10 protein-coding genes and 1 pseudogene are annotated in these 13,263 nt (G+C 45.2%); 5 read left to right on the top strand and 6 right to left on the bottom strand.

Annotated features, from left to right (window positions below; genetic code table 11):
- Positions 1–201: 201 nt before the first annotated feature.
- Positions 202–642 carry a transposase gene (locus tag ACUVJL_RS07615; protein WP_445245297.1) on the top strand — a complete coding sequence of 147 codons (441 nt, stop codon included), beginning with the start codon at positions 202–204 and terminating at the stop codon, positions 640–642.
- A 141-nt stretch (positions 643–783) separates the two neighbouring features.
- On the opposite strand, the gene ACUVJL_RS07620 is transcribed toward ACUVJL_RS07615, so the two are convergent.
- The 3 genes from ACUVJL_RS07620 to ACUVJL_RS07630 all read right to left on the bottom strand — a co-directional run bounded on the left by ACUVJL_RS07620 (position 784) and on the right by ACUVJL_RS07630 (position 4,560).
- Positions 784–948: a hypothetical protein gene (locus tag ACUVJL_RS07620; RefSeq protein WP_445245298.1), complete on the bottom strand. Its 165-nt coding sequence runs from the start codon at positions 946–948 to the stop codon at positions 784–786.
- A gap of 863 nt (positions 949–1,811) precedes the next feature.
- Positions 1,812–3,722 (bottom strand): ABC transporter ATP-binding protein, encoded by a 1,911-nt coding sequence (locus ACUVJL_RS07625; protein ID WP_445245299.1) that lies wholly within the window; start codon positions 3,720–3,722, stop codon positions 1,812–1,814.
- 625 nt (positions 3,723–4,347) lie between these two features.
- Positions 4,348–4,560 carry a hypothetical protein gene (locus ACUVJL_RS07630; protein ID WP_445245300.1) on the bottom strand — a complete coding sequence of 71 codons (213 nt, stop codon included), beginning with the start codon at positions 4,558–4,560 and terminating at the stop codon, positions 4,348–4,350.
- 323 nt (positions 4,561–4,883) lie between these two features.
- Here ACUVJL_RS07630 and ACUVJL_RS07635 point away from each other — a divergent pair, with 323 nt between their 5' ends.
- Positions 4,884–5,150 (top strand): hypothetical protein, encoded by a 267-nt coding sequence (locus tag ACUVJL_RS07635; RefSeq protein ID WP_445245301.1) that lies wholly within the window; start codon positions 4,884–4,886, stop codon positions 5,148–5,150.
- A gap of 335 nt (positions 5,151–5,485) precedes the next feature.
- On the opposite strand, the pseudogene ACUVJL_RS07640 reads toward ACUVJL_RS07635, so the two are convergent.
- From ACUVJL_RS07640 to ACUVJL_RS07650, 3 genes and pseudogenes are all read right to left on the bottom strand, one after another.
- Positions 5,486–5,746 (bottom strand): annotated as a pseudogene (locus ACUVJL_RS07640) (Uma2 family endonuclease); the annotation flags it as partial.
- A 234-nt stretch (positions 5,747–5,980) separates the two neighbouring features.
- On the bottom strand, positions 5,981–7,390 hold the full coding sequence (locus tag ACUVJL_RS07645) for a (Fe-S)-binding protein (protein ID WP_445245302.1): 1,410 nt from the start codon (positions 7,388–7,390) through the stop codon (positions 5,981–5,983).
- A 271-nt stretch (positions 7,391–7,661) separates the two neighbouring features.
- Positions 7,662–9,077 (bottom strand): FAD-binding oxidoreductase, encoded by a 1,416-nt coding sequence (locus ACUVJL_RS07650; protein WP_445245303.1) that lies wholly within the window; start codon positions 9,075–9,077, stop codon positions 7,662–7,664.
- Between the two features lie 97 nt (positions 9,078–9,174).
- Here ACUVJL_RS07650 and ACUVJL_RS07655 point away from each other — a divergent pair, with 97 nt between their 5' ends.
- The 3 genes from ACUVJL_RS07655 to ACUVJL_RS07665 all read left to right on the top strand — a co-directional run bounded on the left by ACUVJL_RS07655 (position 9,175) and on the right by ACUVJL_RS07665 (position 12,605).
- Complete coding sequence (locus ACUVJL_RS07655; protein WP_445245304.1) at positions 9,175–10,638, top strand: ATPase domain-containing protein; 1,464 nt, start codon at positions 9,175–9,177, stop codon at positions 10,636–10,638.
- A 438-nt stretch (positions 10,639–11,076) separates the two neighbouring features.
- Complete coding sequence (locus ACUVJL_RS07660) at positions 11,077–11,448, top strand: response regulator (RefSeq protein ID WP_445245305.1); 372 nt, start codon at positions 11,077–11,079, stop codon at positions 11,446–11,448.
- Positions 11,445–12,605 carry a hybrid sensor histidine kinase/response regulator gene (locus ACUVJL_RS07665; RefSeq protein WP_445245306.1) on the top strand — a complete coding sequence of 387 codons (1,161 nt, stop codon included), beginning with the start codon at positions 11,445–11,447 and terminating at the stop codon, positions 12,603–12,605. The genes ACUVJL_RS07660 and ACUVJL_RS07665 overlap by 4 nt, the downstream gene beginning before the upstream one ends.
- Positions 12,606–13,263 lie beyond the last annotated feature (658 nt).

Raw genomic sequence — 13,263 nt, forward strand, 5'->3', positions numbered from 1 at the left:
TACGCTATGCACTCGAAGCATTTCGGACAGCCATATCTTTTAGGTTTGTGAAATGGTTGAACCAAAATTGGGACGTATTCTCCGCTTATAAAGCCAGTTTAGGCTTTGTTTGGGCTTAAAATTTGTTTAAGTCCCGTTAATTTTGTTAAAGACCTAAAACCGGGAGTTTCATTATATACATTGAAGGTGGGTCGTTGTTGTTTGAATTGCCCAATTTGTTTGGTTTGTATCTCTGAGGTTCAAGCCAACGGCAAAATCAAAAATGCTTTATTGTTTAGCACTGATATTCACCTACCACCTGAGCAAATTCTTGAATATTATCAGGCTCGCTTCCAGATTGAATTTATTTTTCGTGATGCCAAGCAATTTACGGGATTGTCTGATTGTCAAGCTCGTCATTTACCACGGCTTGATTTTCATTTTAATGCCAGTCTAATTGCCTTAAACTTAGCTAAACATGAACTCTCTAGTTGTCATTCATCTGCCAAGTCGTTTGTATTTTCTATGGCCTCTTATAAACGGCTGGAATTCAATAAGCATCTACTTTGTACCTTTATTGATAAGTTAGATTTAGACCCGGATTTGATTTTAAATCACCCTAACCTTCCTTCAGTCTTGTCTTATGGTACTTTGGCTGCTTAAAAACTGTCCGGAGTATTGTTTAAATAAAGTTCATAATTATAAATACCAGCGATCCAATTAAATCTTAATCCGAAACGCCTTCTTCGATTCCGATATCTTGATGAAAGTATTCTAAATATATTTAAACTTCGATGTATATTTTCAATAATAATTCTCTATGAAAGCCAGTGGCCCCTTTAAAAATTTTTCGGCTTGACTCAGTTCTTTATTCTTGGTTTTTGTGATGGGAGTTCTACTATTATTATGAATCTTTTTGATGCTTTGATAACCTTTCTCACCTAAAAGTTCAAGTTCTTGATTCATCATGATATTACTTTTTTTGAACAAACTAAAATCATGGGTTTTCCCCTCACTAAAAGCTGTACAGATAATTTTAGCGCTTTTTTTGTTGGCTAAAACTTACGATTTTATTGTATGATATTTTTGCTTGCCACTATAATATTTTTTTTCGTTCTATTGCGTGTTCTGACACATCCACTACTACCGTTTCTATCTCCTAATTTTGACTTCGATTCAGATTTTTTTTGCCAAGTAGATTAAAAAAACCTGACTTTATTAAAATTTTCTCCGTTCTAATTACAATTCGATAAGAATTTGATTCATTAATACCCACTTAATTCCCAGATACAAAAAAGTAGGATATTCTCGCAAATAGGATAATGTCATTTAAATTTGGTTTTCTCTGCACAATTTACTTGGTTTTCCTGATTTTTTTTTAAATATTTTTTCCGCTTGGACTATTTTTACAATCTATGAGAATGTCTCTTGATGTACTCCACAGTAGCGTTTAAAGTCGGCGGGGTTTAACTTTTGTAATTGTTCGTAATTCATCCTATTAAGCTAATTTTTTTTTATTCTACCTAGAACGAGCGCACTTTCGCAAGAGGTCTTGTATATCCCAAATAACCGAACATTAGTCCCAAAAGAACCAATAGTAATATCAGCCATAAGGGATGTCTTTTTCCTGAGCTTTTTCGTTGGTCATTGACTTTTTTCAGAAAGGGGATTAGAGTCAGCACATATATTTATTGTTCAGCGATCGTTGAAAATCTTATCAGATAGCGCGATCGCTTTTACTTTTGGCGATCGAACCCGAGAATGAAACCGCCCTGCCCTAGAAGGGGGAGGTTTTCAACCCAATTTTTCGATAAGTTCGCCATGTCGTACTCCTACTCTATGCAGGGTTGATCAGTAAGCCCTATTGACCTTACTGGGTTGTAGCCCAACATTCGGTAATAGAACCCCTGCTGGGTAAGGAGTTCGGCATGGGTGCCAGATTCAACAATCTCGCCCTCCTGCATCACAAAAATCCGATCGCAGTCTACGGCAGTTGTGAGTCGGTGCGTGACCAAGATAATGGTTCTGTTGCGCCGCAGACGTTGCAGAGTCTCTATGACCCACTGCTCATGCTTCAAGTCCAGCGCATTCGTGGGTTCGTCGAGGATGAGAATGGGAGCGTTAGTGACGAGCGCCCGCGCGATAGCTAGGCGCTGTCGCTGTCCGCCCGAGAGGTTCTGACCGCCCTCAGCGATCGAGGTATCATACTGTTCCGGCAAGGTTTCGATGAACTCGGCAGCCCCGGATTCGACCGCCGCCTCCCGAATATCGTGGAACAGAGCATCCGGGCAACCGTAGGCGATATTCTCTGCGATCGTTCCGGGGAAGAGTGGGCTGCCTTGCGAGACGAGCGCCATGTGTTTGCGAACGTCGGCGACCTTAAGGGTGCGGAGGTCAACACCGTCGAGGAGGACACTGCCCGATGTCGGGTCATAGAAGCGTGGCAAAAGATTGAGCAGCGTGCTCTTTCCCGTCCCGCTAGGACCCAAAAACGCCACCATCTGACCCGGCTCGATACTAGCACTGAGGTTCCGTAAGATGGGTTGCCCAGAGTTGTACTCGAAGTTCACGTCGGCAAGTGCTAGTGTGCGGGGATGGACGGGAAGCGATCGCGCATCAGGCTCATCTTTTATGGCGGGCGGCTCGTCGATCACCGTAAAAACGCGCTCGCATGAAGCTACAAACGTCTGGATCTTAGTAGTGAACCCCAACACCCAACCTATCGGGTCCCAGAACTGATTGAGGTAGGCCATGAATACGATCAGATCGCCGATAGTCACGCCGTCCGGCACCGGACGCAAGAACTGGTCGCGATAGACTAGGTATCCGCCGTAGCCGAAGATAACCCCGCTTCCCAGAGCAAAGACTACCTGAACCGCTAGCGGATAGAGGTTCTCTTGCCAATTGAGCCGCATGGAGGCATTGACGCTGCGATCGACCGCTTGCCCGAAACGCCGCGACTCCGTTGCTTCTCGACCAAAGGACTGGATTAGTCCAATCAACTCTATAGCTTGCTGCATGGTTGAGGTCATAACCGCATCGGTCTGCTTCGACTCGAAGGCTCGACTCCTAATCCTTCCCTCGAAGTACCAATTCGCCAGTATTAGAAGCGGCGTGAACGAAAGTGCAAACACGGTAAGAAGGACATGACGCGACAGCATGATCCAGATCATCGCCGTCAGCGTCACCGATGCCGCAGTGGAGCCAATCAGCGTATCGATCACCCCCCAGGGGCCGAGGCTGTCGTAGCTCAACCGATAGATTGCGTCACCCTGCGATCGGGACCCGTGCCAGCCGAGACTCAACGCCTGCATTTTGTCGTAGAGTTCCGTGCGAACCCGCAAGGTTCCGTTGTACTGGATGCGGTAGTTCAACATCCTACGCAGCATGAAGACGGTATCGCTCAGGATTCTGATAATCATCGCGACGAACGCCATTCCGACAATTCGGTTCAGCCTGCCTTCACCGAACGGGGCAAGAAACAGTGTATGAATCCAGTTGGATTTCGGAGTTGGTGACAAAACCGTATCGACTAGAATCGCCATCGGCCAGGCGTTGAGAAGGTTGAAAAGCACCGATGCCCCGATCAAAAGCAAGAGCGTGATGATCAGCCATAAGTCTTTGCGGAAGTAGGAAATGGAGCGCAGGACGATCCGCACCAACCAATGTTGGTTAATTAACGGCATCACCATTTTTGGTGAATTCTTCTGGCTCTTCAAACGTGCTTTGAATGGAAAAGTCATGGATGTGCTGGGTGCCTCTAAGCAAGACAATGCACCAATTAGGAAGTTTCACCCCAGTCAGAGAAGGCAGAAATTAACTTTGGGTTTTAACCCCTGTTGTCAAGCAGGGTAGATGGAATGTGAGATTATTCAACTGGTGCAAGATTTAAGTATAGTTTCGTTGTTCAAGGGTAGCTAAATAGCAAGCGAGATCGCTTTGCAGACTGGTGTGATGCGTAAGCGTTGCTTTCCCGAAAACGGTCACAAAGTTGAAATAGTCTCAACTTTTCTAGCGGAACTTCCCCCTTGTGGTCTTAAGCATCCAAGTAAAAACCCCATAAGTCGGGCAATAGGGCTAACGCCCTCGCCCAATACATGACTACAATTTTAGAAAACCTTCAGTAAATCCAAAGTTCTCTGGTCTAAAGGAGTCGGCATCGTCAGCTTGTCGAAACTAACTGAAACCAGACGCAATTTAGGCTACACTCGATTTTTAGCGATTGTCGATAAATTTGTTATTAACGTCAAAAAACTGTGAACTGGAAAACCTTCAGAAGTACGTTTCGTTGAAGCTTTCCGTTTCGCCGAAGTGGATGGCTTAACCGGAACAACCACCGACCCCCAATCAGAAGCATTCAACCACTCCTCATCCTCGAACAACAACGGCGGGTAGTAATCGTTGACACCTATGCCATTCTAAGTAATAAGCTAACACACATAAAAACAGATGTGGCCGCACTAGCAGAAATTCTATCGCCAGCACCAACACCCACAGCATCACTAATAACGTAAACACCACCAACACCGCCAATACCCTTGGCTTTATTGCCAACTGCAATACCACCTGGGCCGTTCGCATCTGCGCCAGACCCCGTACCTATTCAATCAAAGGAGCCTAGACCAGCTCGGCAGAAGTAACCCACCAGCCTACACTACCTCTGGATAGCCTTCAAACTTCCAAACAAAAGGTTTAGCCATCGTGCGATTGTAGTAGGCAATAAAGTCGAGAATTTTCTGCTTGAGTTGTTCAGTGGAAGTAAAATTATGCCGAAAATTAAAAATAAATAAGTTGATGACTTATCTGTTATACTGAAAAAAGTGTGAAATTACAATTTTTACCCAAACAGATATTAACTCACAACAGATTTTTCTACTTAAATATTCTAATTTACGTTTAAATCCATGTCTTATTCTAATTCAATTGAGTCAGAAATGAAAAAAATTTATAAATCCTTATCAGAAAAGGATAAAAGAAGGTATGCAGCTAGAGAAGCTCAAAAATTAGGATGGGGTGGCATTAGCTATGTAATGCAACTTTTGGGATGCAGTCGAAATACCATCATCAACGGATTGGAAGATTTAGAAAAAATGGACTCAGAGACACTAAATAGTTCCCGGATCAGAAAGAAAGGAGGGGGAAGAAAAAAGTATTCTGTCTACTCAAATTAGCATTGACGCAGCCTTTTTAGAAGTTTGAAAAAATCACACAGCCGGAGAGCCAATGAATTAGTTTATAAAATGGACTAATTTGACGCATAAAGAAATAGCTTCTGGACTACTAGCAGCAGGTTTTACCATTAGTCTCCCCTTAGTTGCAAAGTTATTAAAAAAGCATGGATATAGCAATCCTAAATCATTTGTGAATTTCTTACTCCCTCCCCGCGAGTTCGGGGAGGGTTGGGGTGGGGTAAAAAATTTACGACTCATTTAGGATTGCTATATAACCGGATGGGATTACATTCTATCAGCAGTGAATACGCTCTGCATAATTTTGGAGAAATGGTATAAGAACCGCGTCTCCCTTTCGGCCTGCCGAACGCAACCATCACGTCGGGCGCGTTAACAATATTCGGTCTTCCCTCGATTGGATACCAAAACAAATCACCCGCTAGGAATACATTCTCGTCATTAGCATACATCCATTCTAAATTTTGTTCTATGACGAGAATCCAGCGAAATTGGTCAGTATTATTGGCTATTGGTTTGCCGTCGCTGTCAGGGTAAATAACTTCTTGCTGAGTAGGAGATGGGATTTTATTTACCATAACAGTTCTCCGGCGTGAAAGACTGTTGAATTTAATTTTAGCTTGTAGGAAGAGTCAGAAGTGCGATTAAGAGCGGGATAGCTACGCTTCACGACTTCTCAATACAAAAGCCTATTCCTCTTTCTCTTTTGTCTCTCTCTTCTCGAACTCTGCGCCCTCTGCGCCCTCTGCGGTTCATAAAAAAAAATCTCACTCAGCATCAAAAATAGGGCAGACACCGCCCGCCCTACACAACTACTTCCTCAGCAACTTCACCCCGCGAATCGAATAATCCAAAAGCTCGATCGGGTGCATTAAAGTAACATCCTTTCCCTGCAACTCCAAATGCTTCTTAATTTGCAAAGAACAACCCGGATTAGAAGAAGCAATCAACTCCGCGCCAGTATTCAGCAAATTCTCCACCTTTTGCACTCCCAATTCATCAGCCACCTCCGGCTGAAGCATATTGTAAACCCCCGCACTCCCGCAGCACAAAGCCGCATCAATCGGTTCTTTTAACTTCACCCCAGGGATTTGTTGCAGCAACTGACGCGGCTGCACACTAATCTTCTGCCCGTGCAACAAATGACAAGCATCCTGATAAACAATTGTCAAATCTCCATCAATCAAAGGATTGAGTTTGGCCGTAATTCCCGCACTTGCCAAAAACTCTTGCACGTCCTTAACATTAGCAGCAAATTTCTCAGCTTTCTCCCGATATTGCGGGTCATCTGCTAAAATATGACCGTATTCTTTCAAAGTATGACCGCACCCAGCAGCGTTGATAATCACAAAATCAACACCCGTATTTTCAAAGCTATCAATCATTTGCCTCGCCAAAGCTTTCGCCTGTTCGGCTTGGCCTTGGTGTTCCGGCAAAGCAGCACAGCATCCCTGACTTTTAGGAACCACAACCTCGCAACCGTTAGCCGTCAAAACACGCACAGTAGCCTCATTCACTGGCGAAAATAACAGCCGCTGCACGCAGCCTAAAATCACGCCGACTCGATAGCGTTTTTCACCTATTGCCGGAATTACCTCTGGTAAATTATCCCGGAAAGAATCAACTGTTACCTTCGGCAAAATTGATTCCATCGCCGCCAAGCGGGGAAATACTTTTTTCAGCAAACCTGTTTTGCGAATAAGTTTGGGCAGTCCTAATTTTTGATAAATAAACAGCGGTACAAGCAAAGGCCGCAATCTGTGAGGATAAGGGAAGAGATTAAAAATCAGAGTACGAATTACATTGTCAGAAAAAGTGCGATCCTGATTTCTGGCCACTTGGTGGCGAGTTGCGGAAATTAATTTGTCGTATTGAACTCCAGACGGACAAGTTGTAACGCAAGCCAAACAGCCCAAACAAGTATCGAAATGCTGCGAGGTTGCTGCGTTTAAAGGTGCGTCGCCTTGATTAATTGCATCCATTAAATAAATGCGACCTCTAGGCGAATCCATTTCTTTACCGAGTACGCGATAACTCGGACAAGTTGACAAGCAAAATCCGCAGTGTACGCAAGTATCGATTAATTTCGGATCCGGCGGATTGCTAGCGTCGAAACCCGGGATTTCCAGGGTTTGTAAGTGGGGATTTTGTGCTAGGAAATTGCTTTCTTTAGCAGGTTTTAAATCGTCGCTGGGAACTTGAGATTTTTCTGAAGTTTGCATATATAGCAGAAAGAAGGAACAAAGAAAAAGGAATCAAGCCTTAGTTATCCAGGAGAGAATTCACAAGCAATAGACCCTTATGTTTCAGCAACAAAGAACGCCCTAACCGTCAGGCAAAGTTGCTAGAAAGCCAGTATAAATCCGTCAAACAAACAAACACCTCTCTTCATTTCTCCTCCTTCGCGGTCTTCGCGCCTTCGCGGTTCATTAAAAAACAAATGAAATAAACCGGGATTAAAGAAAAACCCAACTCCTGACAACAAACTTTAAACTAAATACCGCTTATAAAACGATGGGGACTCAAAAGATTTTCCGGGTCAAACTGCTGTTTAATCCGGCGCATTAAATCGATCGCACTTCCATTATAGCCCCAAACATCTAGCTGTTGCTTGATGTCAGCCGGGGCTGCTAAAACAGTCAGAAAACCGCCTTTAGCTTCGCACCCTCTGCGTACCTGCAACAACCTGTCCGCCGTTGCAGTCTCAAACCGCAAAACCCCCAAACCGCTGCCTGCATGAATCAAAGCGTCCTGTACCGGCAATTCGTTAATTGCCGTTACCGCTTCCGAGGGTCTGATTCCTATTTTGCAAATAATTGCCGACTTTGTGCCAGAATCCCACATTGTTTCTGGCAATCTTTGCCATAACTGATGCTCATCATTCTCGCAGCAGCTAGTGCCTTGCAAACCCAACTTTTCGCCAACTTCCAGTAAGCGAGCTGATTGTTGTTTAACACTTGGGGCGATACTTTGAAATCTGACGATTAATCCCGTGCCCTTTCCTAAGCCTAATTTTGCGACTAACTGCGGCGACAGCAAATCGATCGCACTTGGTGTCAAAGCAGAGGATAATAAGATTTGAGCCGTTTGGGACAAAGCATTAACTTCCCCTGTCAGCACTACGGTTCCCGATGATTCAGGCAGCGGATAAACTCGGAAAGTTACTTGACTTATGACCCCCAAGGTGCCGTAAGCACCAGTAAACAGTTTCATCAAGTCGTAACCGGCGACATTTTTAACAACTCGACCTCCGGCTACCGCAATTTTACCGTCCGATCGCACAAAGGTCATTCCCAACAGCAAATCGCGAACCCCGCGATAGCGATGCCGCAAAGAACCCGCATCAGCAGTAGCGACAATGCCGCCCAAAGTTGCCTGTTGCGGATACGCCGGATCGATCGGCAAAAATTGACCTGCTGCGGCTAAAAGAAGCTGCAAATCGGCAAACTTCATTCCCGCTTCCGCCGTCACGGTTAAATCGCCCACAGCGTGTTCTACAAGCCGGTTCAGACGCGCGGTACTCACGGCCAGGATCCCTCCTGCCCCAGGAGATCCCCCTAAATCCCCCTTAAAAAGGGGGACTTTGACAACATCTTGCTCCCCCCTTGTTAAGGGGGGCTGGGGGGGATCGGGGTCTAATTTAACTAAACCCCCCCAATCGAGTTTGCTGCCGCTTCCCGTCGGCAAGACCCCCCACCGATTGTTCCGAGCCGCTTCAATCACCGCCGCCAGTTCTTCCTGAGTATTGGGGTAAACGGTACAATCTATTTTCGTGCCCGGGGCAACTGCTTTTTCTACTCGTTCTTGCCAAAATACCTCTGTGTACTGTTGCAGACAGATGCCAGCAGTGCCGACAATACTTTCTAATTCTTGTGTGCTAACGTAATTTTCGGTAGAAAAAGATTTCATGAAGGTTATCAGACGCCCGGTAAAAAAAATCATCAAAACACTGCCTAAAACCATTAAATATTAATACGGGCCCGATATTCAAAACATGAAGAAACAAATGTCTCAAAACCGACTTTCTCTCGGAATTACCGGTCTCAACGAAGTGATTGGCGGCGGCCTAATTTCTCAACGCTCTTATTTGGTGCGCGGCGGCCCGGGTACTGGCAAGACTACACTGGGCTTTCACTTTTTGGCAGCAGGTGTGGCTCTGGGAGAAACTCCCCTGTTTATTACTTTAGGAGAACCGGAAGCGCAATTGCGTGCCAATGCCGAAACTCTCGGTTTTGATATTGAAGCGATGGCCTTCCTCGATTTGAGCCCATCCTCAGAATTTTTTACAGAAGTTCAGACTTATGACATTTTCTCGCCCTCGGAGGTCGAGCGAGAACCGACTACACAAAAGATTATCGAGCGAGTCCAAGCTGTCAAGCCACAACGGGTGTTTTTGGACGCGATCACTCAATTTCGCTACTTAGCTGCGGATGAGTTTCAGTTTCGCAAGCAAGTTTTGTCTTTTCTGCGGTTTTTGGTGGAAGGGGGGGCGACGGTGGTGTTCACCTCAGAAGGCACATCAAGTGCTCCCGATGACGATTTGCAATTCATCAGCGACGGAGTAATTTACTTGGAACTGCGCCCTGAAGGACGCACCCTGTCTGTCACCAAGCTGCGAGGTTCTAATTTCCGCAGCGGCCGCCATTCGCTGCGCCTGACTGACGCTGGTATGGATGTATTTCCGCGACTGCTGCCGGACAACTTTCAACAGGATTTTGTTGCGGAAGCAATTTCTTCTGGGGTTCCAGAAATCGACGAACTACTGCACGGGGGACTGGAACGGGGGACTGTGACGGTGATTAGCGGGCCTAGCGGCGTTGGTAAAACGACGGTGGGGATTCAGTTTATGAAGGAAGCCGCAGGAAGGGGGGAGCGATCGGTAGTTTACATTTTTGAGGAGTCAACTTCTACTCTGCTGCAGCGCTGCGAATCAGTTAACATCCCGGTTGGGGCGATGATTGGGCAAGGAAGTCTTTCCGTGATACCTGTGGAACCTTTGCTGTACTCGCCGGATCAGTTTGCCTGTATGGTACGCCACGAGGTGGAGCACGAAAAGACCCGGATTGTGATGCTTGACAGTATTTCTGGCTATCAGCTTTCGATGCAGGGGCAAGATTTGGTGAACAATTTGCACGCTTTGTGCAAGTATCTAAAGAATATGGGAGTCACCGTTATCTTGATTAATGAGGTAGAAGCCATTAGCGGAGATTTTCGGCTGACTGAGATCGGGATTAGCTATTTGGCGGATAATCTTCTGTTTATACGTTATCTGGAACGCCAATTGCATAATAGGACAGAAATCCGCAAGGCGATCGGAGTAATTAAAAAACGAGTCAGCAATTTCGAGAGAACTCTGCGAGAACTCGAGATTACTCGCTACGGCATCAAAGTCAGCAAACCGATACGGGGGCTGCGCGGCATTTTGAGTTCGGCGCCGGTGTGGATTGAGGCCCAAGCCGATGAAGATTGAATCCGGGTGTGTCGTGCTGTTTTTGGGCAATTGCAGCTAATTTTGCAGTCGTGAATCTACTAATCAGTAGGGTGCGCGGTGCGCGCACCTCACCACTAGCAGTAGTGCGCGCACCGATCACCTCACCACTAGCCTAAATCCTGGACAACTTAAATATATTGGTAAAATTGTGTATTTTTAGACTTTTATACCAGTTTTCAATTCTATGAAATACAGTAGAGGCACGGGGCCGTGTCCTGTGTCCGAGCATCTGTACTTCACTCAACTGAAAACCGATGTAATAGCTCGCCGAAACGTAAGCTAATACTAAATAAAAAAAGAATCCCACTTTAGGCAAGCTCCCAATGCATATATAATGAGTCACTCCCCATTCTAAAATCTAAAATCTAAAATCTAAAATCTAAAATGGTATAACCCGTATTCAGAGGAAGCTGATAAATGACTGGAAACTCAATAATTTTAGCCGTAGACCGCAATCATCGAAACTTGGAACTATTAGCACAATTTTTCAACAAAGAAGGATACCAGATGATCGCGGCTTATAGCTTTGAAGATGTTGCACAAGCTATCAGTCAGCCTGCTAAGATCGGTATGGCTTTAGTAGATATTTCTGGCTTCGACCGCCGGATTTGGGAGTGCTGCGAAAAACTGCGAAATCACCAAATCCCTTTTCTGATACTCTCGCCCAAACAAAGCGCTGCCATTCAGCACGAAAGCCTCTGCCACGGTGCTCGGAATATGTTAGTAAAACCTTTGATCGTTAGAGATTTGCTGGGAATTGTTCACAGCTTGCTAGGAGAAGTTGCGTGAGTCAAATTTTATTGCTTGTCGAACAGAAAGAAAATCGCCGCCTGTTATTAGAATGGCTAGCAGTTTACTATGAGGTATTGCTGCCACACTCAACAGAAAATAGTCAGGAATTTTTACCATTTAATCAATCTTTTGACCTGGCGATAATTGACGGTCTTGCCCTGAAACGCCACTGGCAATGGGTGGCAGCCCAAAAACAGGCAGAACACCCGGTATGCTTGCCTTTTCTTTTGATTACATCCCGCTCGGATGTAGGGATGGCAACGCAATTTATTTGGCAAAGTATTGACGATTTGATTATCGCTCCGATCGAGAAGATAGAATTGCAAGCGCGGGTGGAGATTTTGCTGCGATCGCGCCAGTTGTCTTTAACTCTCAAATTGTCTCACGACCAACTCGATCGCACTCTGCAAACAGCCCAAGAACTCAACGAGATGAAAACATCTTTACTATACATGATTGCCCATGACGTTCGCAATCCTTTGAATTTCATCATCGGCACTACACAACTTCTTACCAAGTACAAGTTGACATTAACAGATGAGAAAACACAAGAACTGCTAGACAAAACTCAAGCAGCCGCAAAAGGCATCGATCAGTTATTAGACGATGTTCTGCTGCTGGGCCGTGTTGAGTCAGGACAAGCCGGGTTTTGCTTGGTACCGCTAGACTTAGCAAAGTTTTGTAATGAGTTGGTAGGGGAATTTCAGAGCAGCCTGAAGTTGAAACCTCCAAGCGATCCGGTGACGCTGATTTTTGTGAATCACAGTCCATCAGCGATGGTGTCTTTGGAGGTAAGCTTGCTCCGGCGCATTCTGGGCAATTTGCTGTCAAATGCTATTAAGTATTCTCCCCCAAATACCGAAGTAATCTTTGAATTAAAAGTTACTGAAACTGAGGCTATCTTTTCTGTACAGGATACAGGAATTGGCATACCTGTAGCAGACCAAGGACGGCTGTTTGATTCATTTTACCGGGCTAAAAATGTCGGTCGAATTCCCGGTACTGGACTGGGGCTGAGCATTGTTAAAAAATGCGTGGACTTGCACGGTGGCGAAATTACTTTGATCAGTGAAGAAGGCGTCGGCAGTACATTTACCGTAACGCTGCCGATCGCAAAACCTGAAAAAAATCAAATCTCGCCTGCAACGCCTTAAACTAGATGCAGGCATTATCTTGGGATAGTCATCGATGAATTTGACGCCCGGGTGAGGCTATACGTGGTAGTGTGACCGTGAGATATATCCTCAAAAAACTGAATAAAACTCTCGCTATTTTACAACGCAAGAATTTGAACAGCCATTAACAGCCGATCGTCAACTGATGAAATTGAGCATTGTCGTTCCAAGAGCGACCGGGGAGAATTGGCGATCGTTCCTCAAAGCTCGATCGGCATCGTAAAAAATGTTAAACGCACCCAATAATAATTATATACCATACAAAACTTATCCCAAGTTGCCAGACTTTATATTTATGAAAAAAACAGAAAAGAAACAAAAAGTCCTGGCTGTAATATCAATTACGGTTGCATTGGAATGATTAAACCGCAGAGTACGCTCTTAACGCAGAGTCTCCAGAACAGAGAGATGAATACAGGACGATGCTAACGGATTTGATATAAAGCCTCTACACAAGCGCATTTTGTCTGGCAATCCCTCCTGGTTGCTCCCCATAAGTTAATAGGGTTCAGTTAATCTTTAAGTGGTTGTGGAGTTTTGGACTTCAAGTCACTAAGGAATGAGAATTAAATAACTTCCACAAGTTTGTGGGATGGGCGTCCCGCCCGTCCAAAAACGACGGGCGGGACGCCCATCC

The organism is Microcoleus sp. OTE_8_concoct_300, from assembly GCF_031383065.1.
Lineage (GTDB): Bacteria > Cyanobacteriota > Cyanobacteriia > Cyanobacteriales > Microcoleaceae > Microcoleus.